25 protein-coding genes are annotated in these 23,362 nt (G+C 64.8%); 9 read left to right on the top strand and 16 right to left on the bottom strand.

What is annotated here, in order from left to right:
- Positions 1-45: 45 nt before the first annotated feature.
- Together C489_RS04070 and C489_RS04065 are read left to right on the top strand one after the other, a co-directional pair.
- Positions 46-396 (top strand): Htur_1727 family rSAM-partnered candidate RiPP, encoded by a 351-nt coding sequence (locus tag C489_RS04070; RefSeq protein WP_006429873.1) that lies wholly within the window; start codon positions 46-48, stop codon positions 394-396.
- The gene (locus C489_RS04065; protein ID WP_006429872.1) at positions 393-1,610 is read left to right on the top strand and encodes a TIGR04347 family pseudo-SAM/SPASM protein; all 1,218 of its coding nucleotides are present in this window, start codon (positions 393-395) and stop codon (positions 1,608-1,610) included. The genes C489_RS04070 and C489_RS04065 overlap by 4 nt, the downstream gene beginning before the upstream one ends.
- A 77-nt stretch (positions 1,611-1,687) precedes the next feature.
- Here the strand turns inward: C489_RS04065 and C489_RS23205 are convergent, their stop codons facing one another.
- The 3 genes from C489_RS23205 to C489_RS04055 form a co-directional block, all read right to left on the bottom strand.
- A complete protein-coding gene (locus C489_RS23205; RefSeq protein WP_449289378.1) occupies positions 1,688-1,819 on the bottom strand; it encodes a DUF7577 domain-containing protein in 132 nt (43 codons plus the stop codon).
- A 95-nt stretch (positions 1,820-1,914) separates the two neighbouring features.
- Positions 1,915-2,220 (bottom strand): CGCGG family putative rSAM-modified RiPP protein, encoded by a 306-nt coding sequence (locus C489_RS04060; protein WP_006429871.1) that lies wholly within the window; start codon positions 2,218-2,220, stop codon positions 1,915-1,917.
- Between the two features lie 106 nt (positions 2,221-2,326).
- Complete coding sequence (locus tag C489_RS04055; protein ID WP_006429870.1) at positions 2,327-2,785, bottom strand: MoaD/ThiS family protein; 459 nt, start codon at positions 2,783-2,785, stop codon at positions 2,327-2,329.
- A 93-nt stretch (positions 2,786-2,878) separates the two neighbouring features.
- Between C489_RS04055 and C489_RS04050 the strand changes: the two genes are divergently transcribed.
- The gene (locus tag C489_RS04050) at positions 2,879-4,261 is read left to right on the top strand and encodes a hypothetical protein (RefSeq protein WP_239642031.1); all 1,383 of its coding nucleotides are present in this window, start codon (positions 2,879-2,881) and stop codon (positions 4,259-4,261) included.
- Positions 4,262-4,291: 30 nt separating this feature from the next.
- Here the strand turns inward: C489_RS04050 and C489_RS04045 are convergent, their stop codons facing one another.
- Positions 4,292-4,891, bottom strand: coding sequence for a hypothetical protein (locus tag C489_RS04045; protein ID WP_006429868.1), 600 nt, complete (start codon positions 4,889-4,891; stop codon positions 4,292-4,294).
- Between the two features lie 94 nt (positions 4,892-4,985).
- On the opposite strand from C489_RS04045, the gene C489_RS04040 reads away from it, so the two are divergent.
- Complete coding sequence (locus C489_RS04040) at positions 4,986-6,248, top strand: cation:proton antiporter (RefSeq protein WP_006429867.1); 1,263 nt, start codon at positions 4,986-4,988, stop codon at positions 6,246-6,248.
- Positions 6,249-6,265: 17 nt separating this feature from the next.
- On the opposite strand, the gene C489_RS04035 is transcribed toward C489_RS04040, so the two are convergent.
- Both C489_RS04035 and C489_RS04030 read right to left on the bottom strand, forming a co-directional pair.
- On the bottom strand, positions 6,266-7,477 hold the full coding sequence (locus tag C489_RS04035) for a hypothetical protein (RefSeq protein ID WP_006429866.1): 1,212 nt from the start codon (positions 7,475-7,477) through the stop codon (positions 6,266-6,268).
- A gap of 6 nt (positions 7,478-7,483) precedes the next feature.
- On the bottom strand, positions 7,484-8,119 hold the full coding sequence (locus C489_RS04030; protein ID WP_006429865.1) for a hypothetical protein: 636 nt from the start codon (positions 8,117-8,119) through the stop codon (positions 7,484-7,486).
- Between the two features lie 246 nt (positions 8,120-8,365).
- Here C489_RS04030 and C489_RS04025 point away from each other — a divergent pair, with 246 nt between their 5' ends.
- Positions 8,366-8,647, top strand: a complete 282-nt coding sequence (locus tag C489_RS04025) for a HalOD1 output domain-containing protein (protein WP_006429864.1) — start codon at positions 8,366-8,368, stop codon at positions 8,645-8,647.
- Between the two features lie 144 nt (positions 8,648-8,791).
- On the opposite strand, the gene C489_RS04020 is transcribed toward C489_RS04025, so the two are convergent.
- The 3 genes from C489_RS04020 to C489_RS04010 form a co-directional block, all read right to left on the bottom strand.
- On the bottom strand, positions 8,792-9,544 hold the full coding sequence (locus C489_RS04020) for a ribonuclease H-like domain-containing protein (RefSeq protein ID WP_006429863.1): 753 nt from the start codon (positions 9,542-9,544) through the stop codon (positions 8,792-8,794).
- A 66-nt stretch (positions 9,545-9,610) separates the two neighbouring features.
- A complete protein-coding gene (locus C489_RS04015; RefSeq protein WP_006429862.1) occupies positions 9,611-11,485 on the bottom strand; it encodes a midas domain-containing protein in 1,875 nt (624 codons plus the stop codon).
- Positions 11,486-11,677: 192 nt separating this feature from the next.
- Positions 11,678-12,334 carry a DUF7504 family protein gene (locus tag C489_RS04010; protein WP_006429861.1) on the bottom strand — a complete coding sequence of 219 codons (657 nt, stop codon included), beginning with the start codon at positions 12,332-12,334 and terminating at the stop codon, positions 11,678-11,680.
- A gap of 138 nt (positions 12,335-12,472) precedes the next feature.
- Here C489_RS04010 and C489_RS04005 point away from each other — a divergent pair, with 138 nt between their 5' ends.
- Positions 12,473-13,249 (top strand): DUF7547 family protein, encoded by a 777-nt coding sequence (locus tag C489_RS04005; RefSeq protein ID WP_006429860.1) that lies wholly within the window; start codon positions 12,473-12,475, stop codon positions 13,247-13,249.
- Positions 13,250-13,306: 57 nt separating this feature from the next.
- Here C489_RS04005 and C489_RS04000 read toward each other — a convergent pair whose 3' ends face one another.
- Both C489_RS04000 and C489_RS03995 read right to left on the bottom strand, forming a co-directional pair.
- A complete protein-coding gene (locus C489_RS04000) occupies positions 13,307-13,666 on the bottom strand; it encodes a hypothetical protein (protein WP_006429859.1) in 360 nt (119 codons plus the stop codon).
- The gene (locus C489_RS03995) at positions 13,663-14,820 is read right to left on the bottom strand and encodes a thiolase family protein (RefSeq protein ID WP_006429858.1); all 1,158 of its coding nucleotides are present in this window, start codon (positions 14,818-14,820) and stop codon (positions 13,663-13,665) included. The genes C489_RS04000 and C489_RS03995 overlap by 4 nt, the downstream gene beginning before the upstream one ends.
- Before the next feature lie 93 nt (positions 14,821-14,913).
- Here C489_RS03995 and C489_RS03990 point away from each other — a divergent pair, with 93 nt between their 5' ends.
- A complete protein-coding gene (locus C489_RS03990; protein ID WP_049890582.1) occupies positions 14,914-15,579 on the top strand; it encodes a DDE-type integrase/transposase/recombinase in 666 nt (221 codons plus the stop codon).
- On the opposite strand, the gene C489_RS21465 is transcribed toward C489_RS03990, so the two are convergent.
- Positions 15,499-16,188, bottom strand: coding sequence for a hypothetical protein (locus tag C489_RS21465; RefSeq protein WP_152423095.1), 690 nt, complete (start codon positions 16,186-16,188; stop codon positions 15,499-15,501). The two genes, C489_RS03990 and C489_RS21465, sit on opposite strands and share 81 nt — an antisense overlap.
- Positions 16,189-16,559: 371 nt before the next feature.
- On the opposite strand from C489_RS21465, the gene tnpA reads away from it, so the two are divergent.
- Both tnpA and C489_RS03980 read left to right on the top strand, forming a co-directional pair.
- Positions 16,560-16,940 (top strand): IS200/IS605 family transposase, encoded by a 381-nt coding sequence (gene tnpA / locus C489_RS03985; RefSeq protein WP_006429856.1) that lies wholly within the window; start codon positions 16,560-16,562, stop codon positions 16,938-16,940.
- Positions 16,937-18,214: an RNA-guided endonuclease InsQ/TnpB family protein gene (locus C489_RS03980; protein ID WP_006429855.1), complete on the top strand. Its 1,278-nt coding sequence runs from the start codon at positions 16,937-16,939 to the stop codon at positions 18,212-18,214. Before tnpA ends, C489_RS03980 begins: the two co-directional genes overlap by 4 nt.
- A gap of 47 nt (positions 18,215-18,261) precedes the next feature.
- On the opposite strand, the gene C489_RS03975 is transcribed toward C489_RS03980, so the two are convergent.
- The 4 genes from C489_RS03975 to C489_RS03960 form a co-directional block, all read right to left on the bottom strand.
- The gene (locus tag C489_RS03975) at positions 18,262-19,674 is read right to left on the bottom strand and encodes a GntP family permease (RefSeq protein WP_006429854.1); all 1,413 of its coding nucleotides are present in this window, start codon (positions 19,672-19,674) and stop codon (positions 18,262-18,264) included.
- Positions 19,675-19,929: 255 nt separating this feature from the next.
- Positions 19,930-20,973: an L-malyl-CoA/beta-methylmalyl-CoA lyase gene (citE, locus tag C489_RS03970; protein ID WP_006429853.1), complete on the bottom strand. Its 1,044-nt coding sequence runs from the start codon at positions 20,971-20,973 to the stop codon at positions 19,930-19,932.
- Positions 20,974-21,027: 54 nt separating this feature from the next.
- The gene (gene mch, locus C489_RS03965) at positions 21,028-22,092 is read right to left on the bottom strand and encodes a 2-methylfumaryl-CoA hydratase (protein ID WP_006429852.1); all 1,065 of its coding nucleotides are present in this window, start codon (positions 22,090-22,092) and stop codon (positions 21,028-21,030) included.
- Positions 22,085-23,362: a methylaspartate ammonia-lyase gene (locus tag C489_RS03960; RefSeq protein ID WP_006429851.1), complete on the bottom strand. Its 1,278-nt coding sequence runs from the start codon at positions 23,360-23,362 to the stop codon at positions 22,085-22,087. Before C489_RS03960 ends, mch begins: the two co-directional genes overlap by 8 nt.

Raw genomic sequence — 23,362 nt, 5'->3', positions numbered from 1 at the left:
GGGAGGTCGCGCAACGACCTTCGGTCTCGTCCCGAAGGTCTCGATATGGTCGAGAAAGCACGCCGGTCGGCAGTCGAGAGCGACGAACGAGGGAACCCGACCCGGCAGTGGGAAGTCTTCGTCCGGGACGAGGCGGGCGACCCGATGCGCCACGTCGGCAGCGTCGCCGCCGCCAGCGGGACCGAAGCGCACGAACACGCGTCCCGGCTGTTCGGCTGGTACGCCGCCGACATCTGGCTCTGCCCGGCCGAGGAAGTCGAACGGTACTCGACGCGCGGCCTCGCGGACGACGCCGCTGACCGGTCCGACGACGATGACGGCGGCGAGGACGACGAGAGCGAGGAACCGCGCGTCTACAAGGAGACGGCGAGTGCCTCCGAGGTGAACAGCCTGTGATCTCGATCAGCAAGCTGCTCTGCGATCTCGACGCCGAGGGCGACGGCCTGCGCTACGACGCAGCCGACGAGTCGAAAAAGCCCCAGATCACCGAGGAGAAACAGCGGCGACCGGTCGTCGTCTGGAACACGACCCGCCGGTGTAACCTCTACTGCTCGCACTGCTACGCCGGGGCCGAGACCGACCCCGCGACCGGCGAGTTCACGACCGCCGAAGCGAAGTCGTTCCTCGACCAGCTCGCGGACTTCGGCGCGCCCGTCATCCTCTTTTCGGGCGGCGAACCGCTCGTGCGCGACGATCTGGTCGAACTCGTCTCCTACGCTGCGGACCGCGGACTCCGCCCCGTCCTCTCCTCGAACGGCACCCTGCTCACTCCCGAGAAAGCCGCGGCGCTCCGCGACGCCGGCCTCCAGTACGCCGGCATCTCGGTCGACGGCCTCCCCGAGCGAAACGACCGGTTCCGGGGCGAAGAGGGCGCGTTCGACGCCGCCGTGCGCGGCATCGAAAACTGTCTCGAGGCCGGGCTCAAGACCGGGCTGCGGTACACGATCACCGAGGCGAACGCGCCGGACCTCGAGGGGGTCGTCGAACTGCTGGTCGACAAGGGCCTCGACCGGTTCTGTTTCTACCACCTCGATTACGGCGGCCGCGGGGCCGAGATCGTCGACGCCGACCTCTCGCCGCAGGCAAAACGGGAGGCGATCAAGCAGGTTGCCGATCTCACGCTCGAGTACCACGACCGCGGCGAGGAGATCGAGACGCTGCTGGTGGGTAACTACGCCGACGCCGCGTTCCTCGTGGAGTACGCCCGCGAGAACTTCGGCAAGGCGAAGGCCCGAGCGGTCTACGAGCACCTCGAGCGAAACGGCGGCGACCCGACCGGCGAGCGGATCGCGGACGTGGACTATCAGGGTAACGTCCACCCGACGCAGTTCTGGCAGGGGTACAGTCTGGGCAACGTCCGCGACCGCCCGTTCGGCGAGATCTGGAGCGACGAGTCGAACCCGCTGCTCCAGGCGCTTCGGAACCGCGAGGAGCGACTGAAAGGAAAGTGTGCGGACTGTCAGTACCAGTCGATCTGTCGCGGCGCGTCGCGGCTGCGGGCGCTTGCCACGACGGGCGACCTCTTCGCCCCCGATCCGCAGTGTTACCTCAGTGACGACGAGGTGTACGGCGAGGGAACGGGGCCGGTCGTCGGCGGTGCCGCGGACTGAGCGTCGACGCGCTCTTCGCTCGCTTTCTGGAACGAAGTCGATAGTAGGCTCCGCCGACTCGAGCGACCGCGAGTAACTCAGCGCCGGGAGTCGGGTCTCGCGGGAAGCTGGCCGAGACAGTGCCGGCAGTAAGTGTAGCAATGCTCGTTTTCGGTGCCACAGATCCGGCAGGTGACGGGTTCGTCGATCGGACTCGTTCGGGTGCTCATCATCGATTGTAGCAACCCCGATCAAATACCGCCCCGCCTGACGATTGCAAGGAAACGCCAGTCGTCTGCCGATTTCGCGGCGGTCGCCGTCCCGATTACTCGTTGCCGACGTGGACGCGGGTGACGTGTCCGCCACAGCCACACCGGTCGACGTACTCGAGTCGAACGCCGTCGAACGCGGCCTCGAGTTCGTCCCAGAGGTACGTCTCGGGATGACCGTGGTCGCCGTGAGTGACGAGGTTGACGTGGTAGCCGTCGGCGGTCTCGGCGACGGCGTCTTTGGCCTCCTCAACGATCAGGTCCCGGTCCGCGGCGTGTTCCGGCCCCTCGAGGTTCGCCGACCACGAGGCCTCGTGCTCGTTGCGCGTGACGGGTTCGACGCCGGAGACGTCTTCGGTCATAGTCGTTACTCGGTCCCGAACGGGCGTAAGGGCTGAGACGAACGCGTTCGGCCGTCCGCCGGAGTTCGATCGCCGGCGTCGACGACCGCTCTCGCCGCCGTTGGGCTCAGCAACAGAACATGAACGGATAGATCAACGCGACGCGGTCGTCGTCGGTGAGTTCCGCCTCGAATCCGCCGCGGTGTTCGTTGAACCGGCCGTTGATGCAGACCCGTGCGTACGGCCGCGTCTGTTCGCCCTCCGGGTTCTTGCGCCACGTGCCGGGCAGGTCGTCGGGCACCGGTGCCCACCCGCTGTGGGTTGCGTCCGCCTCGGTTTCGGCGATGAGCATGTCCTCGAGGTCGTACTCCTCGAAAAACGACTCGAGGAAATCTCGGAGTCGATCGCCCTCGAAGGTGAACTCGAGTTCGTGCGTGCCGACGGCGTCGCGGACGTGGCCGGTACAGCGCACGGTGACGGTCGTCGTGGCGGCGTCTCGGTCGGTCGTCGAGGCCGACGGTCGATCGGCGGCGGTTCCACCCGCTCGCTCCTCGGCGGCGGCGGTCGCGGCTTGATTGGGTTCCATGGTTCGGGTAGCGGTACGTGACGAGCCGGCAAACCCTCCGTTCCGAACTTGTTCGGGACGAACGGCACGGCCGTGCGGGCCGAACTACGAGACATGAACGGAATACCGGGCGGGTTGCGGACCGACCAGCAGCCCCCGATGGCGATCCCGTTGGGCCATTTCGTGCTCGCGCTGGGATTCCTCGTCGTCGGGGTCGTCGGCGGTACGGCGATGGCCGTCGGAACGCTTCCCGGATACTCGAGTCTGGCGCACCTCCACGTCTTGCTCGTGGGCTGGATCGCCGTGACGATCATGGGCGCGATGACGCAGTTCGTCCCCGTCTGGTCCGGCGTGACGATCCACTCCAAACGGCTGGCGATCGCCCAGTTGTGGCTCGTCACCGTCGGACTGGCCGCCTTCGCGGCGGCGCTGCTCGCGGGCGTCCTCGAGTGGCTGCCGGTCGGCGGCGCGCTCTTGCTCGCGGGGATCTGGCTGTTCGTCTACAACGTCGGGCGAACCCTCGCCCGTGCGCGCCCGTTCGATTTCACGGAGCGACACTTCGCGGTCGCGCTCGCGTCGTTCGCCCTCGTCGCCCCGCTCGGTGCCCTGCTGGCGGTCGACTTCACGACGCCCGTGTTCGATTCGCTCGCGGTCACCCGGTTCGGGGTCCACCTCTCCCACGCGACGCTGGCGCTGTTCGGAGCCCTGCTCGCGACGGTCGTCGGCGCGCTCTTCCAGCTCGCGAAGATGTTTACCCAAGCCGAGCCCGACCGGTACAGCGAGCGCCTGCTGACCCTCGAGCAGCTGTGTGTCCCCGCCGGGATCGTCGCGCTCGTGCTGGGACGCGGGCTCGCGCTCGAGGCGCTTGCTCGCGTCGGCGCGGTCGCGTTCCTCCTCGGACTCGCCGCGTTCGTGATCGTCATCGTCCGACTGCTCGCCGGCGCGACGGTCGAGCGATCGCCGATGCTCGCCCGCTACTGGGTCGTCGCGGCGGCACTCGCCGCGTGGATCGCCCTCACTGCGCCGACGTGGTGGGCCGAGCCGACCGCCTACCAGTCGCTGTTCGGTCACCCCGACGCGCGGCAACTCCTGCTCTTCGGGGTCTTCGGCTTCGTCGTCATCGGCTCGCTCTACCACATCGTCCCCTTCATCATCTGGATCGAGCACTACAGCGATCGCCTGGGCTTCGAACAGGTGCCGATGATCGACGATCTCTACGACGACCGCCTCGAGCGGGCGGACTTCTGGATCACGCTCGTCGGGTTCGGCGGCCTCTCGGCGGCACCGCTGATCGAGCTTCCGGCCGCCGCGGTCACCGCGAGCAGCGTCCTCGCGACGCTCGGCGTGGGTCTGTTCGTCGCGAACATGCTGCTGACGATCCACCGACACGGGCCCGAGGGGATCGCCGGCGTCCTCGCGAGCGCGCTCGAGTCGAGCGACGACCCCGCTTCGACAGGGGGAAGCGAACCCGACGTGGACGTGTCGCCCGACCAGTGACCGAGAGCGGCCATCGCGGGTGGGCCGCCCCTACTCCTCCGGCGAGACGCCGACCTCCGGTTCGTACCGCTGGGATTCGATCGTCGAGACGACCAGTTCGCCGTATTCCGCGGCCGTCAGTTCGCCCGTGTTGTACTCCGCCGCATGGGTAGTCTCGACCGTCGCCGAGCCGTACGAAGCGGGCGCGTCGTCGAGGATCGTCGCCCCCAGCGCGACGGCGTCGTAGCCGGCGTCGAGCAGCGCCGCGTAGCCGCCCGCGATCAGGGCGACGTCGTGGACGTTCCCCTCGTCGGAGCGATCCGTGTTGACGTACTCGAGTGTGAGCACGTCCCGGTCGCGTTCGACCGACTCGACGGTCATCTCGTATTCCTCGAGCGTCGACGCGAGCCCCTCGGGATCGGCGATATCGGCGGCCGCGAGTTCCGGAATCCGCTCCTCAAGGATCGCGCTTCGCTCCGCGACGGGGAGGTCGGGGACGTACTCCGAGACCGGCCACTCCGTGTTCTGGGGGAACTCCGTGCCCATCTCCTCGATGCAGCCGGCGAGTCCGACGGCCGCGGCGACGGACCCGGCCTGGAGGAACCGCCGCCGCGTCGCCGTCTCGCGTTCGTCGCCCGCGTTCCGAGCCATGACTAGGCGTCGCCCTCCCGGCGCAAATGGATTCGTTCTGCAAACGCCGGCACCGGGATGAAGGGCCGATTCGTCGTAGGACTCCCCGCCCCAGATGGCCCTCGAGCTGTACAACGTCGGGTTGGTCGTGATCGGTGTCGGACTGTTCGGCGTCGCCGTGCTCCCCCGCTTCGTCTCCGATCGAGCGATCTCGCTGCCGATCTTCTTCGTCGCCTTCGGGATGCTCGTCTTCGGACTGCCGATCGGCCTCCCCGCCCCCGACCCGCTCGAGCAGGGGACGACGACGGAACACCTCGCGGAACTGGGGGTCATCATCGCCCTGATGGGCGTCGGGCTGAAGATCGACCGTGTGCCGGGCCTGCGCGCGTGGGCGTCGACGTGGCGGCTGCTCGCGATCACGATGCCGCTGTCGATCGCCGGCGCGGCGCTGCTCGGGTGGTGGACCGGGCTCGTGATTCCGACCGCGGTCCTGCTCGGTGCCTGTATCGCCCCGACGGACCCGGTGTTGGCCTCGGAGGTTCAGGTCCGCGGGCCGGGAATGGGGACCGAGGCGGAGTCGGCCGACGAGAAGGCGGGGATGGAAGACGAGGTCCGGTTCGCGCTCACCTCGGAGGCGGGACTGAACGACGGGCTCGCGTTCCCGTTTACCAACCTGGCGATCGCGATCGCCCTCGTCGGACTCGCGCCGGGCAACTGGCTCGGCGAGTGGCTCCTCGTCGACGTCGGCTACCGGATCGTCGTCGGCGTGATCGCCGGCGTCGTCCTCGGCTATCTGACCGCTCGCGCCGTCTTCGCGACGGAACCGGACACCCCCGTCGCGGAGTCGGTCCGCGGACTCGAGGCGATCGCCGGCACCCTGCTCGTCTACGGGGCGACCGAACTCGTCGGCGGCTACGGCTTCATCGCGGTCTTCGTCGCCGCGCTGATGGTCCGCCACTACGAGCGCTCACACGACTACAACCGATCGCTCCACGAGGTCAGCGAGTTCGCCGAGCAGGTGATGATGGCGCTGATCATGCTCTTTTTCGGCGGCGCGATCGTCGGCGGCCTCCTCGAACCGCTCACGCTCGAGGCGATCGCGGCGGCGGTCGCGATCGTGTTCCTCGTCCGGCCGCTCGCCGGACTGATCGGGTTTCTCGGCTTCGACCGCGACCCCGCCGAACGGGCGACGATCGCCTTCTTCGGCGTGCGCGGGATCGGCTCGTTCTACTACCTCGCACACGGGTTAAACGAGGGGGCGTTCCCCGATGCGGGTCTCCTGTGGGCCACCGTCGGAGCCGTCGTCCTCATCTCGATCATCATCCACGGCATCACCGCGACGCCCGCGGTCCGCTGGCTCGAGGCGCGGGTAGAATAAGACCGCCCGTCCTCGCCCTAGCCCGCCCGCTCGAGTAAGATCGTCCAGCAGACCGCGGCGTAGCAGCCCGCGCCGAGGACCGACAGCCAGCGACCGGGCGCGACCAGCGACGGCACCGATGCGAGCAGGCCCGCGACCTCGAGACCCAGTCCGGCGATCAACGCCGTGATCGATACGCTCGCAGTCCAATCGCCGATCCCCGGAAGAGCGGCAATGGCGGGCGGGTAGAAGCGGTAGGTGACGCCGACGATGGTCAGCCCGAGGAACCCGCCGACGGCGAGTCGGTAGTGGGCGTCGAACGCGGTCGCCGGGCTCGCGGCGGGCGCGAACGCGAAGACGAGCCCCAGCGCGGCGACCAGCGCACCGCAGCCGGCGGCGGCGATGATCGCCCGGTCACCGACGCGGTGGCGGTCGCTCCGGCGGGCGAGCGCTGCCACGGCGATGGCGAACCCAACGAGCGCGGTCGCTTGGAGGACAGCCCCGGCGCGAAACAGCGAGCCGCCGCGGAAGTCGGCCGCGAGCAGTACGGGGCCGGCAGTGCCGGCAAGCAGGACGAGAGCAACCAGCGGCCGCTCCACCGACGCGACCAGTAGCCGCGGCAGCAACCGGAACCCGATCGCGAACACGAGCAGGGCCGCCGTGCCGGCCGCGAGCAGGTGGGTCGCTGCAGGTCCACTCGCCGCGAGGACCGGCGGCTCGAGGCCGAGTTCCCTCGCCACGGGGAGCGCCGAGGCGACGAGCAGGAACGCGAGGACGACGGGGACGGCGGCGTTCGCGAGGCGGTCGACGGGCTCGCGGTGGGAGTCGGTCGTTCCGGTGCCGGTTTCCCGCCCTGCGAGGTTGGTCCGGACGGTCCAGCAGAGCGTCGCGACGAAGACGAGACTGCCGAGGAACCAGCTTCCCGCACCGGCGAGCGCGACTGCCGAGGGGCCGATGCCGACGCCGGCCGCGAACGCGGCGATCGCACCGGTCAGCGCGAGCGGCAGGTGGACTGCCGGCGCGTGCGGAACGGCCAATTCGCGCGCGAAGTACGACGGAACGAGCGCGTACGCCTTCCCGAAGACGACGTGCAGGACGAAGCCGAACACGCCGAGCGGAACGGTCGCCGCCCGCGACGCGCCCGCGGCGACGGCGACCTGCCACGCCAGGAAAAAGCCGATGCCGACCGCGACGAACGCGCGCGACCAGCGCGTGACCGTCGCGGCCGCGTTTGCAGACCCCGTCGCCATCGCCGGTCAGAACGGCGATTGGACCGTCGAATCGTCGTCCGCGCCGCCCCGGTCAGCCGCTCCGGTACTCGGCGCGTCCCGGGACGGCTCCGACGGGACCTCGCCGGACTCGCGGTACTGCGATTCGAGGGACTCGAGGGTCTCGTTGAGCGAGTCGGACTGGTGGTGAGACGGGCGGACGCGAACGCGGACGAGGTCGTACTCGTGGCGGTCGCTCAGCCCGTTCCACGCCCGGAATGAGCCCTTGACGAGCGCGTCCGCCTGCGGGCAGAACTCCGTCGTGGGGCTGAACTCCGCCCGGAGGACGGTCGGGTCGTCAGTGTCGACCGCGTACCGGTAGCCCGCCTCGGGGTGTCGCCGGTCGAGGTTAAGCCGCGCCAGATTGTAGCCGAACGTCGCGTCGTAGACGCCCCGCTCTTCGAACAGGTCCCGCGTGATGTCGTGGAAGGCGACGTGTGCCTCGCCCGCGAGCACGTCGTGGCCCTCGAGGAACGGCCCCGGGTCCGGCAGGTGATCCGGGACGAATTCCCCCGGTTCGTCGAAGCTCCCATCGCCGTCGGCGTCCGCCGATCGTCCGCTCGAGAAGGGATTCATCGTACCACGGAGTATGGCCCGGATTGCCCAGTAGCTCTCCCCGAACATGTAACGGGGTTTGATACCCGACTCGAGTCACCGTGAACGGTCGTACTAACGGCTACAACCAGTGCTTGTGCGATAGCCATCGCTCCCTGAACCGTTTTAGAAAGCGTGACTGACATAGAAACAGTGTATAATTAATCCCGAAAAAATACAACGATGATCAGATATGTATGCTTCTAACCAGGGTTGGTAACTGACTTCGGTGTCGGGGCAGAGGATTTATATCGGATCGAAGAAAGAGTCCGGTCAATGCTACTCTCAGTCGATCGGTCGGAAGCCACAGCCGAGCAGTCTCTCAGTTTCGACGTTATCGCTGCCGTCGCCGAACAGGAGGGCGTCGATCCCGTAGACCTCGAGCCACCCGAGTACGACGCTCTCTACGATGTCATCAATCCCGAAGCGCTCGACGCGCTCTTTGCGGCCCGAGAAAACGGACGGGACCGGCCGACCGGCCGCGTCGAATTCCCCTTCTGTGGCTATCACGTCGTCGTCACGAGCGAGGGTGACGTCGACGTTTCTCCGCTCGAGTAACACGTCAGTAACGAAGTAGCGAAATCCACTATCGCGGAGAAACAGCCGTCGGGTTCTCGCTGCGAGAGTCGCCTGTGTACAGTTCAGCCGGAGCAGTGAGCAATGACGGAGTCGCCAGCAGTAGTCACCGGAACGAAAAACCACTCAGTCGTCGGCCACCGCCGCCTCGAATACGTTCTCGTGGAGTCGGTCCGTGACGATCTCCAGCAGCGGTTCCATGTTGCGGGTGTCCGCGCGGTTGTACTCGATCAGCGTCTCGAGCGAACTCTCGTCGCCGGCTTCGTACTCGTGCCAGAGGCGGACGGCGTCGCGACCGCTGATGTCCGGCATGTCCCGGTCGATGCCGAGGTCACGTTCGATCGCCTTCAGCCCGCCGTCGAGCCCGAGTTTCTTGCAGGGATACATGAGATCCACGTGGGGAACGTCGACATCGATGTCGAAACACGTCTCGAGGAAGGGCACGTCGAAGCGCTGGCCGTTGAACGTGGCCAGCAGCGCCGCCTCGTCGAGTTCTCGCTCGAGGCGGTCGCTGGTGAGATCGCGGCCCTTGACGAACGTTTTCGTCTCGCCGCCGCGGTGGAGGCTCACGGTCGTCACGTCGTTACAGGCGGCGTCGAGCCCGGTCGTCTCGATGTCCAGAAAACACGTCTCGTTGCGGACGTTCTCGTAGCAGCGCCAGCGGCTCGCGGCCGGCAGCGCCTCCGCGAAGACGGACACGTCCCCGCGGTCCAAGTGGGTCCGACCCTCGTCAATGAACGTCTCGATGCGGTCGGAAAGCGTCGCGCCGACGACGCTGCCGTCGAACTCGTCCCAGTGGGTGATACCGTTCTCCCACAGGCGTCGTTCGGTGGCCTCTCCGACCCCGTGAACGGGAATGAAACTGTTCTCGATTCGCACACCTGTTCGGGTGCACGGAGCGGGTAAAAACGCTTGGATCGCAACCGGTGTCGGCGGACTGCGGCGTCAGTTGCTGTTGTCGGAGAGATATAGCGTTCGATCGATGATGCTGACGGCGGCTTCGCCCCACTGCTGGATCGCGGCCCCGTCCGAATCGGGAATCTCGATGACGATCCGGTCCCGACCGATGGTGACCTCGCCGTCCGGCGTCGACGCCTGATCCGCGAAGCTGCGCATCTGATACTGGAGCAGCCGTTCGGTCGACCCGGTGATGTCGACGGTCCCGGCGTCGAACTCGAAGGTCAGCACCGCGCTGCCGTCGTCGGTCTCTTCGGCCGTGACGTCGAATCGGTGGCTCGAGAGCTCCGGTGCCGGGGCGTCCTCGTTCATCGTGTCGACGGCCTCCTCGACGGTCACGTCTTCCTCGTCGGGTTCGAACTCCTCGTCGTCGAATTCGAACCCGGAGAGCGCGTCCGCAGGCGGTTCGTCCGCGTCGTCGGCCGCGGATTCGCCGTCGTCCGCATCAGGTCCGATTTCGTCCGCAGTCGTCTCGGAGTCGGACTCGTCACCCGTATCGGCTCCGGTGTCGGTGTCGGACTCGGCGGCCGCGAGCCCGGTTTCGCTCGAGTCGTCGACGAGATCGGGAACATCGCCGTGAGCATCCGCGTCGGCGGCCCCATCCTCATCGCCGGTTCCGTCCTCGCTATCGGCCTCGTCCCCTTCGTCTCCGTCGTCGAACGACAGCACATCGATCTCCTCGGGCGATTGCGGGATGTCGTCGGTGGCCGCCTCCGCCGACTCGTCCGCCTCGAGTCCGGCGTCGGGTTCGTCCCCGTCGTCGGTCTTAGCCTCGTTTTCGTCGGCGTCTACATCGTCGCTTCCGTCGGGGTCTGCGTCGTCGCTTTGGTCGGCCTCCTCGAGCGAGTCAGCCTCGTCGTCCGCGGAGTCGGCTTCTTCGAAGGGGTCGGCTGCGGACTCGTCTTCCGTCTCGCCCGCTTGGTCGTCGGCCACCGAGTCGGCGGGAGGATCGTCGGCGTCGTCGGTGTCCTCGTCCTCGCTGGCACCCTCGTCTGCTGGCGGCGCTGCGCCCGGCATCGGCGTCGCCACGGCGTCGTCCTCGTCGCTCGCAGCCGCCTCGTTCGTGTCGCCCGAACCCGCAGCGATTACTTCGGCGTCGTCGGATTCCGACTCCGAACCGTCCGGGAGCGCGCCGGCGATCGTCGGGCGGGCCGCATCGATCGCCTCGCGGTCGAGCGGCGTAGCGTACCACGCCGTTCGATCGGGCGAGGTGATGAACCGGCCGCGATTGCGTTCGGCGTGTGGATGCTCGGCCGACTCCTCTGGCGCATCGAACTCCTCGGCTGCTGGCCCTTCGTTCGGCTGCTCACCCTCCGGCTCGTCGTCCGATTGCGGACTCTCATCGACGGGGTCATCACCGTCTGCGTCCGCTTCTGTCGGGTCAGCAGCTGCCGAATCAGCCGACGGATCATCCGCGGCAGGCTCTGCCTCCGCTCCGGGCTCTCGCCGGGCCGCTTCCGACTGCTGTTGATACTGGGGGTGGGACGCGGGCTGTGGCCCGGCGTTTGGCCCGTCCTGTCGACCGGGAGCCGCCTGCTGTGGTCCCGCCGCCTGTTGCTGTCCCGCCTGTTGGGCGTGCTGTGCCTGCTGGGGCTGGTTCGCGCCCGGACCGGAGCTGATCGTCCCGCCGCTCAGATGGAGTTGGGTCCCGCTGCCACCGCCGGGTCCGTTCGACATGCCATCCAAGCTGTGGGCGATATCCGTCAGATCGTCGTCGATATTGTCCTCGAGTTTATCGATCTTGTCGCCGACGCTCCGCAGAGCGAGGGCCACGTCCCAGAGGACGACGACGCCGAAGAACAAGAGCGCGAGGAAAACGGTAACGGCAGTTCCACCGAGAAGCTCAGTACTAGCTTCGACCATGTATGCTACTCTTTGAACCGATAGGTCGTTCGATATATAGACCTTGTGCCGTAACACCGATAACACTGGAGTGAGACCGGCCGGAGACCGACGAACGCGCCGATCTACTCGCTGTCCCCGGATCCGACTCGATATACACGATCGAGTATCTGTCCGATATGTTACTACAAGCCGACCCGCGACCGGGCCGCCCTACAACTCGAGCCAGTCGGTGGTCGTGTTCGTCTCTCGAAGGTGCCATCGCTGTTCGTCGGTTCCCCCTCGGGATCGCACCGTGACGACCGCGTCGAACAGCGGTTCGAAGAGCGCGACGGCGTCGTGGTCCGGCGCGAGCGGCACGTGATAGTGGCCCATCCCGCGGGACCGATCGACCCGTGCCGTCAGCACGTGCAGCAGGCGAAACACCGTCTCGGCGTCATACTCCTGTAGCAGCGGCACGAGCGAACCGACGCAGACGCGAAGCGCCGACGGCTCGAGCCCGTCGGCATCCTCGTCGAATTCGTTGATCGTCTCGAGGATTTGGATTCCGAGCGCGCCGAGCGACGAGACCCCGCTCTCGGTCGCCGATTCCGTCTCGGTCTCGAGCACCGCCCTCGAGTCGATCGTGCGGATCCGTTCGGCCGCGTCGCTGTCGGCGTTCTCGCAGGCGAGGCGATCGCCTTCGGTGGTGACGAACAGTCGATATCGTGTGTCTCGGTTCGTCCCACCGAGCAGCCGTTGACAGACCCGCTCGTGTGTCCCCGCCGCCGCACCGACGAGCAAAACGTTGCTCCCCTCCCGTTTGAGCGCGTCGAGGGTCCGCGCGAACGTCGCACGGTCCGACACGACTGCCCCACCGTCGTCTTCCATTCCGTCCTATCCATCACGCGGGTCTGTCATAAAAATTGTGGCAGTTGCGGTCGGAAACGGCCGAGCGAACGGTGAATCGTACCGCTCGGAAACCCGTTCAATCGTCCGACTTTTGACACCGGCGGTCGTAGCACGCGCATGGACGACCACGACGACGAACTCCTCGACGCCGTTCGCGAACTGACGCGAACGATCGACGACCTCCGGGAGGAACTCGACGGACCGCACAGCCGACGGCGGCCGCCGCTTCGCCCGCCGACGCCGCGAGAACTCCTGCGGTTCACCGACGAGATAGCACTGCCCGCCGTACTCACCGCCCTCGAGACGAGCGTCCGCGCGCTCGAGGCGTTCCAGCGGAGTCTACGCGTCGTCCGGACCGAACGCGAGGCGCGCGAGCGAACCGGCGAGGCCGTCGAGGCGACGAGCGAGCGCGCGAGCGAACTCCGGCGGACGACGCTCTCCCAACTCGATACCGTGCTAGCGGAACTCCAGCGCGCCGCGTCCGACGGTGGGTTACCCGCCGACGAAACGGCTCGAGACCTCCTCAAAGAGGCGCGTGACCTCCGCGACGACGTGGACGGCCGCCTCCGGGACGCTGCCGATCGAGAGTCACAGCCGGGCGACGCCGGACCCGATCGACCGGACCCCGAAGGCGGGGTCACGATCGATATCGACGACGGGCCGCTGACCGATGACCGGTCGGAAACGGACGACGCTGACGACGGTCGCGACTCCGCCGTCGACGTCGACGCCGAACTCGAGACGCTGCGGGATCAGTACGCCGACGAGGGCGACAGCGACTCGAGCGAGACTGAGATCGATGACGCAGGCTCGGACGATGATGGCGACGGGACGGCTGCAGACGACACCGACGCCGGCGCTCCCGGGTCCGACGCTGGTGACGACGAAAACTGACGAACTGAGGCGACGCGAAACCGAAGCCGTGTGAAACTGTGATCGCGTGTTCTCCCGTTAGACCGGCTCGAACCGGTAGCCGTCCCACTCTTGACTGTCGGGCTCTCTGATTCCTGCGCCGGGTTCGCGGAGTTCGTCGACGTGGACGGGCCGGACCTCGTCGCCCGTCTCGAGATCATCGGTCGTCGCCTGGCCGATCGCGCGGACCGATTCGCCGTCCACGTCGAACTCGACGATCGCGAGGTGGTTGGGTTCACGGACACCTGGGGGCGTCGCGGTGCTCGTCGTCCACGTGACGACCTCGGCAGTGTACTCGCTGAGGTCGATCGTTTCGACCGGCTCCGCGCCGCCGGGCCCGCGCGGGTGGCCGGGGTAGGTGATCGATCCGTCGTCGTAGCGGGTCGCTTCCATCGTCATTGTGCCGCCTCCATGATCGTCGTAATCACGCAGTTGCCGAAGCCGCCGACGTTACAGCACAGCCCCACGTCCGCGTCGACCTGTCGGGGACCGGCCTCGCCGACGAGCTGTTCGTAGATCTCGACACCCTGTGCCACGCCGCTGGCTCCGAGCGGATGGCCCTTCGACTTGAGCCCGCCCGACGTGTTGATCGGTAACTCGCCGTCCCGCTCGGTGTAGCCCTCCTCGACGAGTTGCCACGCCTCGCCCTGCTCGGCGAAGCCGAGTCCCTCCATCTGCAGGAACTCGAGGATGGTGAACATGTCGTGGAGTTCGGCCACGTCGATGTCCTCGGGTTCGGTGTCGCTCATCTCGTAGGCCCCGCGACCGCTCTCGACGACGCCGCCCATCACGGTCGGGTCCTCGCGCTCGTGGACGACGTGCGTGTCCGTCGCCCCGTCGATACCAGAGATGACGGCGTACTCGTCGGCGTACTCCTCGGCCACCGACTCGGGACAGAGCATGAGCGCCGCCGAGCCGTCCGTGATCGGACAGAAGTCGTACAGCCGCAGCGGATCGGCCACGATCGGCGACTCGAGGATCGTCTCGAGGTCGACTTCCTTCTGGAACTGGGCGTGGGGGTTGTCGACGCCGTTCTCGTGGTTCTTGACCGCGACCTTGCCGAGGCTCTCCCGGGGCGCGTCGAAGCGCTCCAAGTAGTGCCGTGCCGTCAGCCCCGCAAAGGACGGCAGCGTGACGCCGTGTTTGTACTCCGCGGGGTGGGTCAGCGACGCGATAACGTCGGTGGCCTCCCCGGTCGTCTTGTGGGTCATCTTCTCGCCGCCGACGAGCAGGGTCATGTCGCTGGCCCCGCTGGCGACCGACTGCCACGCGGCGTAGATACCCGCACCGCCGCTGGAACTCGTCTGGTCGACTCGCTGGGTGTACGCCGGCATCGCGTCGAGGTCGTGGGCCAGGGCGTTCGGAACGCCGGTCTGCCCCTCGAACTCGCCGCTCGCCATGTTCGACACGTACAGGTGCTCAACATCGTCGACCGCGACCCCCGCGTCCTCGAGACACTCGATCCCGGCCTCCGCGAGGAGGTTCTGAATCCACTCCCCCTCGCGTTGCCCGAACTGGGTCATCGAGGCACCGATGATTGCAACACGTTCCATATCCTACCGGACTCGAGTCAGTAATTTATAACTGCGGGTCGTCGCCGCGGCCGTGTTAAGTTAGGAATGAGGCGGTCGAAGTTCTGGATGCCTATGGCCAAAACTGACCGCCTCGCCGTCTCTACTGGATGGATCGACTTGGGGTTTGTGGAGCGAGAGCGGACACCCCGCGAGATCATTGAAAAGGGNTTGGGTGTCGAACGGAGTCGAACAGCGGTCCACAATTGGGTGCAGAAGGCCGATCTACAGCCGGCGGACGGCGCAAGCCCGGATCGCGTCGCGGTTGATCAGAAGGCGATCCGAATCAATGACCAGCAGTACTGGCTGCACGCCGCAGTCGATCCGGAAACGAACAGGATCCTTCATTCACGGCTGTTTCCGACGTATACGATCCCGATTGCACGGGAGTTTCTCACCGAGCTAACCGAGAAACACGACGTCGAAGACGCCCTGTTTCTCGTCGACGACGCCGANTATACGATCCCGATTGCACGGGAGTTTCTCACCGAGCTAACCGAGAAACACGACGTCGAAGACGCCCTGTTTCTCGTCGACGACGCCGATGATCTGATTGGCGGACTCCGCCGAGAAGGCCTCAGCTACCGCGTTCAATTACACGGCGATAGAAACCAGGTCGAACGTGTCTTCAGAGAGGTACAACGACGAACCTCATCGTTTTCAAACTGCTTCAGTCACGTCGATCCAGTCACCGCAGAAACCTGGCTTCAAGCCCACGCCGTCTGGTGGAATCATGCTTAAGTTAACACGACCCGATCCTATGAAATTCGGGTCATCTCTATAGACTTCTTCCCTACATTCCCATAAGAAATCAATCCGTTTGCCAGTAGGGTCCCAATTTTTGATTTCAGTATGGTGATAACCCTCTTCTGAATTTCTTCGTAACCTCTTCCACAAATCACCTTTGTCTAATGTCGTTACGATTTCACACCCATGTTGGTTTATGAAATCGTCAAGTAAGACCTGTCCCCGTTCGCCCCCCATATCAAACATATATTCGTTGCCAGACTTGATAACGAGATCTGAGGAATCGGACATAGCTTCTAATTTCAGCTTATAGTTATATAAAAATGTGTTAAGATTTACTACCATTCCATCAAACCTCACAAGCCAACCCTCAAGGTCGTCTTCTCTGATTTTGTCCTTAATATGACCGTCAAATGTCTCCCAAATTTTATCAAATTCACCACTATCTCGATCATAATTGATAGATTTTATATTTTCATTCACTTTATTATATACGGGAGTGTAGACGTCTCTCTTCTTCGCCAGCAATCTAGAATTGATTATGACAGCAACTGATCCAATTATACCTACTATGATAGCAATGATCTGAATATGGTCAGTCATCACAATTCTATGGCACCTTCTATGAATAATAGATTTTCATAGTTCGTTTTTCTAATAACTACACTATCCAAGGACTGACTGTTGGCGCGATTTGACTACAGCAAGTGGAATATCTGTCGATAAGCTTGAGTACATCTCCTTTATCTATACTATGTGATTTTATACAAAATTTATTTAAGTCTACCGTGGAAATCCGAGGCGAAAGCCTCTCCCTTCAGGGGCATGGCGAGAGCGAACCTCTCGGTGCAACCGGAAAGTTTCGCTTTTCGAGGACGGGGATGTAGTCGACTAACAGTATTCAACCGCTGACGATGGCATAGACAGGGTTCCAACGCAACCTTTAATCCGTCTGACTATGATAGTATGAATAGATGGTAAAGAGTACCCGTCACGCGAAATACGAACTCTACTACCACATAGTATTCGTGCCGAAGTATCGGCGTTCGCACCTGACGGGGAAGACGAAGGAACGTCTCGAAACCATCTTCGCGGAAATCTGTGAGGACAAAGACCTTGAACTGGCCGAGTCCGAGGTCATGGCCGACCACGTACACCTGTTCATCGGGAGTCCACCGAAGAATGCTCCGTCCCTTATCGTCAACTGGGTCAAGGGTATCTCGGCGCGGAAGTACAATCAACGGTATGACGACCGCGTGAAGTGGACTCGTTCCTACTACGTCGGTACGGCAGGAAGTGCCTTGAAGGGTGCTGTCGAACGCTACATCGCTGAACAGGAAGGTGATGACGAATGAAGCGTGTCAACACCTTCGAAGTGGTTCCACAGACCGAGAACGACAAAGAGTGCCTTCTACGGCTACTCGACGCCTCTGCTTCTCTGTGGAACGAACTGACCTACGAACGTCGTCAGAACTACTTTGGTGACGGCAACGTGTGGGACACGTCCGAATACCGTGGACAGTACAACGGTGTTGTCGGGAGCGCGACCGTCCAACAGGTCACGCGCAAGAACAGCGAAGCGTGGCGATCGTTCTTCGCCCTCAAGGAGAAAGACGAGGACGCCAACCCACCGTCGTACTGGGGCAACGAGGAGGACGGACGCGAACTCCGTACCTACATCCGAAACAACCAGTACACGATTCAGTGGAGCAAGCAGTCACGTCTTGAGATTCCTGTCGGGCAAGAACTGAAAGACGAATACGGACTCGGCTACCACGATCGACTCCGCCTCGAAGTCCGGGGCAACCCGAAGTGGGACGGCGAACAGGGTCGTCTGGAACTCGAATACGACGAGGTGAGCGACACGTTCAGGGCTTTTCAACCAGTTACCGTCCCTGATTCTCGACTGGATTCACCACTGGCTTCCGAAGAAGCCGCCCTCGACGTTGGCGCGAACAATCTCGTCGCGTGTTCCACGACTACTGGGAACCAGTACCTCTACGACGGTCGGGAGTTGTTCGGACGGTTCCGCGAGACGACTGACGAAATCGCCCGCCTACAGTCGAAACTCCGAGAGGGACGATACAGTTCCAAGCGAATTCGACGGCTGTATCGACAGCGGACGAAACGGCGTGACCACGCACAGAACGCGCTGGTGCGCGACCTCGTTGAACGGCTGTACGACGAGGGCGTGGCTACAGTATACGTGGGCGACTTGACCGACGTGTTGGAAACGCATTGGTCGGTCAGGATGAACGAGAAGACGCACAACTTCTGGGCGTTCAAGAAGTTCATCAACCGTCTCGCGTGTGTCTGTGAGGAGTACGGTATCTCCCTCGAAGCCGAGTCGGAAGCGTGGACGAGTCAGACGTGCCCCGACTGTGGCGACCACGAGGAGACAGTTCGCCACGGGGAGACGCTGACGTGTCCATGTGGTTTCGAGGGGCACGCCGACCTCACGGCGTCGGAGACGTTCCTTCGGGAAAACAGCGATTGTGAAATCAGGCCGATGGCACGGCCCGTGCGATTCGAGTGGGACGACCACAACTGGTCGGGGAAATCACACCCTCGCGAAAGTCCCAAAGAATTGCGCACAAACCCGCAAGTTGCCTCCGTGGAATCGGCATAGCCGAAACCCCAACGGAGGAATCCTCGTGCTTTAGCGCGGGGAGGATGTCAAGCGAACGGGAAGAGCGTCGAGAGCAGCAGGCTCGTGAGCAGCCCGGAGACGGAGATAATCGTCGTCAGGACGGTCCACGTCTTGAGCGTCTCGGCTTGTGTGAGTCCGCCGATCTCCTTGACCAGCCAGAAGCCGGAGTCGTTGTACCACGAGAAGATGTTGGCACCCGCGCCGATCACCATCACGAGGTAGGCCGCGTGAACCTCGAGCTGGCCGGTCAGCGGGGCCATGATGCCGGCGGCGGTAAGCATCGCGGCCGTCGCCGACCCCTGTGCGATGCGGACGATCGCGGCGATGAGCCACGCGGTGACCAGTAGGCCGATACCGACGCCCTGGAGCGCACCCGCGAGGTAGTCACCGATTCCGGAGGCGGCGAGGAGCGCACCGAAGGCACCACCGGCGGCGGTGATCGCCGCGATGTTCCCGCCGCTTTTCAGCGCCTCCGTGAGTTCGTCGGTCCACTCGCTGTGGGAGAGGTCGTTGTGCCGCATGAAGGTGTACGCCGCGGCGAGGGCAGCGATCGTGAGCGCGACGTTCTTGTCGCCGAGGAAGGCAGCGACCGGCTCGATCGCTGCGAGCGCGGGCACGATTTCCTGGAACGCGTCGACGACAGTCAGCGACGCGATGAGGACGACGGCGAGAACGATCGGTGCCGCGGACTCGAGCATGCCCGGGAGGGAACTCGTCGGTTTGTCGGCGACGTCTTCGAGTTCCTCGGTCGTCGTCGACATCGTGTCCCGAAGCGGGATATCGAGTCTGGCGTTGATCCACCGACCGTAGACGAGGCCGGCGAGAATCGCCGCCGGGATCGCGGTCACGATGCCGATCGCGATCGTCATGCCCAGATCCGTCTCGAGTTCGGCTGCGACGGCGAGCGGTCCCGGCGTCGGGGGGACGAAGACGTGCGTGGTCGCCGCGCCGGCCCCGACGACGACGATGAAGAGGGTGTAGTCCCGACCCACGCGGGCGCGCATCGACCGTGCGAGGGGGGCCATGAGGTAGAAGACGCTGTCGAAGAAGACGGGGACGGCGAGGAAGGAACTGCTCCCGAGCAGGGAGATGTCCGAGTTGGATTCGCCGAGGAGGTTCTGAAAGCTCCGGACGATCCGCTGGGCCGCCCCGCTCTCGAGCATCGATTTACCGATGACTGCGGCCATCAGGATCGGGATCCCGATCCCGGCCATGTTCTCGCCGAACGCGGCCGCGACTCGAGATCCGGCGTCGGCTGCGCCGAAGTCGGCGAGGAAGACCGTGTTGACGACACCGACGGTGAACGCAGCTATGACCAATCCGATGAACGCCGGGAGATCGAGCCAGACGAGCAACGCGATGACTGCGAGCAGCCCGATGACGAACGTAATTAACGGACTATGCGCGAACTCTACCGCTTGGAGCGGCATATACGCCATTCGTGAATCGTACCCAACCCTCTCCTATTATTAATGTTTACGATCATAGTAAATTATTGTATTTTGCCTGTCAAAATCGATGAAACGTAGTTCCGACGAAAGAGGCGCAAACTCGCCACTATCGGAGGAGAACGCGACAGACGGAAACTCGTCTCTATCGAGGGAGAACGGGAGAAACGGTGCTCGCGTCTGAGAGCGAGTTACCGGCGACGAAAACGAGATCGATCAGTCACCGATACAGCGCGTCTCGATAGCTCAGCGGTACGAGAGCTCGAGGTCACGTGCTCGCTCGAGCAGATCCGCGTCGTAGTACTCCTCAGTCTGACCCGGGCGCATCTCGTCGATCGCGCGGACCTGTTCGACGGTGTTCTTGAAGTTCTTGAACGTCGCCTCGTCGACCATCTGGCCATCGAGCGTGACTGCACCGGTGCCCTCGCGTTTGGCCTCGTTGAAGCGTTCGATTTTGCTCACGTCGCGCTCGAGTTCCTCGGGCGTGGGCATGTGGACGGTGTTGGCTTGGACCGTCTGTTTGGGGTACAGCGACCACGAGCCGTCGAGGCCGAGTTGGGCTTCGTGTTCGACTTGGTCGGCGTACTCATCGGCGTTGTAGTAGGTCAGGCCGGCGCGTTCCTTGAACAGGTCGTCGAAGGGGCCGCCGATCGAGAGCAGGCCGCCGGCGCTGGCCTCGTTCGAGAGGGCCTCGAGCAGGCCGTCCCAGCGGGGCATGCCGTCACCGAGGTCGCGGCCGCCGAGTTCGGCGGCGTAGTCGACGGGGCCGAAGACGAGCGCGGTGAGTCGGGAGTCCTCGCCGAACTTCGAGATTTCCCGCAGGTCCGAGCGGGCGCGACCGGTTTCGATGATGACCGAGAGGCCGATCGAGCCGTCGTCGTAGCCGTGTTCGGCTTCCGCTTCGGCAACGACTTCGGCGGCGCGTTGCACGTCTTCCAGGCGGCCGACCTTGGGGACGACGACGCCGTCGATCTCGTCGCCGAGTTCGCCGACGAGGCGGTCGATCTGATTGCGCCCTTTTTCGCGGTACTCCTCGTCCTCGTAGCTCCACTCGACGCGGGGCCAGATCTCGCCGGGGAAGTCATACTGGGGCACCTTCTCGATCGTGTTCTCGAGGCCCTCGGCTTTCATGTCCGGTGCGGTCCCGTCTTCCATGTCGGGGACGAGCCAGTCGGGGGCCTGGAAGCCCTCCGCCTCGAGCGCGGAGGACAGGTACTTCGCCGAGTCGTCTTTCGGAACGGCGGCCGGTGCGGTCTGGAACGTGCGGCAGAGTCGAATGTCGTCTGTCATGGATTTGAATCTGAAGTCGCGATTGGGTGCGGTCGTCTGTAACGTTCGATCGTGTTACTTAGAACGTTTCTGAATCTCTGCGGTTCGTGTCCCCGAGTAGACGGGTTCGTCGTCCTGGTTGAACGCGATGTGCTGGAACCGGACGGTGCCGGCCGCGTCGCTCGCGGCGTCGTCCTCGACCTCGAGCACGCGGGTGAACGCGTAGACGGTGTCGCCCACCGCCACGAACGTGTGGAACGATTCGTCGTCGAAGCCGACCTCGCGCCAGGTCTCCTCGTCCGAGCGGGCGTGGCCCAGCGCGGTCGACCGGGTCACGTCGCCGTAGGTGACGATGTCGCCCGACGGCGAGTCGGCCATCACGTCGACGTTGTGGTGTTGTTTGGCCGTGTTGAGCGTCGCCAACGGCAGCGAGGCGACGGTCACGTCGTCCTGCGTGCGACCCCGCTCGTGGCGGTAGGCGACGGCGGTGTTCTCCTCGTCGGCTCGCTCGAGGGCCTCGACGAAATCCTCGTAGTAGCCGCCCTCGGGCGCGATGAACTCGTCGGGGAGCTCGGGCTCGTCTTCGTCTCCCTCGGCGGCCGCCGCGCCGCTCCCGTCGGTCGCCACGGGGTCGCGGCGCGGAATCATGTTCGTGCGCTCGTAGGAGCAGAGCACGTCGCCGGTCTCGGCGTCTTTGCCGCGGGTCCGCCACGAGACGATGCCGTACTCGGGTCGGGAACTCGAGGTCGCGCAGTTGACGACCTCGCTCTCGACGTGGAGTTCGGTGCCGGCGTAGATCGGCGTCCCGGGGAACCGCACGTCGGTCCGCCCGAGGAAGTAGCCCCCCTTCTCGCTCAGATCCTCGACGGTGATGCCGAGGGTGGCGGCGGTGAGGTAGTCCGGGTGGATCGGCGGTTCCTCGAACCCGCGTTCCGCCGCGGCGTCGCTCCGCCAGTAGGCGGGGTCGTGGTTGAGCGTCTGGCTCATCCACTGTTCGTTGCCCCACTCCGTCAGGGAGAGTCCGGGGTCGTGCTCGACGAGGTCGCCCTCCGCGAAGTCCTCGAAGCAGTTGCCCTTCTCCTTGGTCTCGGCTCGCTCGAGCGCCTGTGCGAACGTGTCGGGATCGGTCCACTCAGTCATCCGCGGTCACCTCGTCAGTGTCGACTTGTTGCTGCTCCCGCTCGCGGCGGGCGATGGTTCGTCGCATCTCGTTTTCGACGATCATGTACCCCTCGTCGAAGCCCATCCCGGGCTTTGCGAGCACCTGCGCGGCGTCGGTCGCGAGCGCGACGTGGGCGCAGGCCCGCGCGGAGGTTTCGGTCTCGTTGCAGGTGCCGCCGAGGTACGCTCGTGTTTCGGTCCCCTCGCAGTAGCGGACCGCCTGGCCGCTGCGGTGGATACCACCGAGATCGGGCGTCTTGACCTGCACGAGGTCCGCCGCTTCGGCGTCGACGAACGCCTGCACGTCCTCGAAGGTGTTGCACCACTCGTCGGCCACGATGTCGACGGCGACGCCGGCCTCGGCCAGCCCCTCGCGGAGTTCGACCATCGCGTCGATCTGATCCGCGCGGTTGCCGACGTCCATCGGCCCCTCGATCTGGATCGGGTAGGGGGCCGCGGCCTCTTCGAGGTCGGCGAAGTAGTCGACGACCTCCTCGCGGTCGTAGGGCGCGCCGAAAATCTCGCCGATCATGCCGTAGACGTCGATGTGGAAGCGAGGCTCGTAGCCCTCGGGCCCCAGTTCCTGCGAGCGCTCGACGAGCCAGTCAACGTACTCGAGCAGGACCTCGCCGTTCTCGCCGATCTTCTCGACGCTGTTGATGAGCGCGTGGGGCAGGACGGGCACGCCCTTGACGAACATCTTCTCCGTGTTGTTGTAGCGATCGTCACCGGACTGGCCGAAGACCGGCACCGGCTCCGTCGCGGGCTCGGTGCCGAGTGCGTCGGCCATCACGTCCGTTCGGGTCGTGTTCTCGGCCTCGGCCGCTGCGGCGAGCAGCGCCTGCGAGACGCCGTACCGGATCGCCGTGTGCAGTCGGTCGCCCTCGACGGTCATCTCCTCGAGCAGTTCGGCGTTGTCGAGGAACTCCGTGGCGTCCCGACCCTCGAGTTCGTCGGCGACGGGGCCCTCGATGACGGGGGCGTATTCCTCGGCCTGAAAGAGCGGGTCGCGCCCGCCGGCACCGGAGTACTGGACCGCGGCGCAGTCGCCTCGCACTACGGTGCCGTCGGCGAGTTCGATGTCGACGATGATCGTCTCGCCGGCCTGGCGAATCTCGTCGAAGCCGTCGGTGACGGGCTCGCCCTCGTAGGTGAAGCCGTCGTGTTCGGCACCTTGCTTGATCGCGCGCTGGTCGTCGAAGAAGAACCCGGAATAACCGGGCGTGGCGTGTATTCCTGTGATTTCCAT

Origin of the sequence: Natrinema versiforme JCM 10478, assembly GCF_000337195.1 — an archaeon.
GTDB classification, from domain to species: Archaea; Halobacteriota; Halobacteria; order Halobacteriales; family Natrialbaceae; genus Natrinema; species Natrinema versiforme.
This window is presented reverse-complemented; position numbering and strand designations above follow the sequence as displayed.

Bases quoted from the DNA above. Each gene is read 5' to 3' on its own strand.
- C489_RS23205 (WP_449289378.1), bottom strand. From the start codon at position 1,819: ATGAGCACCCGAACGAGTCCGATCGACGAACCCGTCACCTGCCGGATC.
- C489_RS04040 (WP_006429867.1), top strand. From the start codon at position 4,986: ATGGCCCTCGAGCTGTACAACGTCGGGTTGGTCGTGATCGGTGTCGGA.
- C489_RS03975 (WP_006429854.1), bottom strand. From the start codon at position 19,674: ATGGCGTATATGCCGCTCCAAGCGGTAGAGTTCGCGCATAGTCCGTTA.
- C489_RS04070 (WP_006429873.1), top strand. From the start codon at position 46: ATGGTCGAGAAAGCACGCCGGTCGGCAGTCGAGAGCGACGAACGAGGG.
- C489_RS03995 (WP_006429858.1), bottom strand. From the start codon at position 14,820: ATGGAACGTGTTGCAATCATCGGTGCCTCGATGACCCAGTTCGGGCAA.
- tnpA (WP_006429856.1), top strand. From the start codon at position 16,560: ATGGTAAAGAGTACCCGTCACGCGAAATACGAACTCTACTACCACATA.
- C489_RS04015 (WP_006429862.1), bottom strand. From the start codon at position 11,485: ATGGTCGAAGCTAGTACTGAGCTTCTCGGTGGAACTGCCGTTACCGTT.
- C489_RS04025 (WP_006429864.1), top strand. From the start codon at position 8,366: ATGCTACTCTCAGTCGATCGGTCGGAAGCCACAGCCGAGCAGTCTCTC.
- C489_RS03980 (WP_006429855.1), top strand. From the start codon at position 16,937: ATGAAGCGTGTCAACACCTTCGAAGTGGTTCCACAGACCGAGAACGAC.
- citE (WP_006429853.1), bottom strand. From the start codon at position 20,973: ATGACAGACGACATTCGACTCTGCCGCACGTTCCAGACCGCACCGGCC.
- C489_RS04005 (WP_006429860.1), top strand. From the start codon at position 12,473: ATGGACGACCACGACGACGAACTCCTCGACGCCGTTCGCGAACTGACG.
- mch (WP_006429852.1), bottom strand. From the start codon at position 22,092: ATGACTGAGTGGACCGATCCCGACACGTTCGCACAGGCGCTCGAGCGA.
- C489_RS04010 (WP_006429861.1), bottom strand. From the start codon at position 12,334: ATGGAAGACGACGGTGGGGCAGTCGTGTCGGACCGTGCGACGTTCGCG.
- C489_RS04000 (WP_006429859.1), bottom strand. From the start codon at position 13,666: ATGACGATGGAAGCGACCCGCTACGACGACGGATCGATCACCTACCCC.
- C489_RS21465 (WP_152423095.1), bottom strand. From the start codon at position 16,188: ATGACTGACCATATTCAGATCATTGCTATCATAGTAGGTATAATTGGA.
- C489_RS04055 (WP_006429870.1), bottom strand. From the start codon at position 2,785: ATGGAACCCAATCAAGCCGCGACCGCCGCCGCCGAGGAGCGAGCGGGT.
- C489_RS04060 (WP_006429871.1), bottom strand. From the start codon at position 2,220: ATGACCGAAGACGTCTCCGGCGTCGAACCCGTCACGCGCAACGAGCAC.
- C489_RS04045 (WP_006429868.1), bottom strand. From the start codon at position 4,891: ATGGCTCGGAACGCGGGCGACGAACGCGAGACGGCGACGCGGCGGCGG.
- C489_RS04030 (WP_006429865.1), bottom strand. From the start codon at position 8,119: ATGTTCGGGGAGAGCTACTGGGCAATCCGGGCCATACTCCGTGGTACG.
- C489_RS04035 (WP_006429866.1), bottom strand. From the start codon at position 7,477: ATGGCGACGGGGTCTGCAAACGCGGCCGCGACGGTCACGCGCTGGTCG.
- C489_RS04050 (WP_239642031.1), top strand. From the start codon at position 2,879: ATGAACGGAATACCGGGCGGGTTGCGGACCGACCAGCAGCCCCCGATG.
- C489_RS03960 (WP_006429851.1), bottom strand. From the start codon at position 23,362: ATGGAAATCACAGGAATACACGCCACGCCCGGTTATTCCGGGTTCTTC.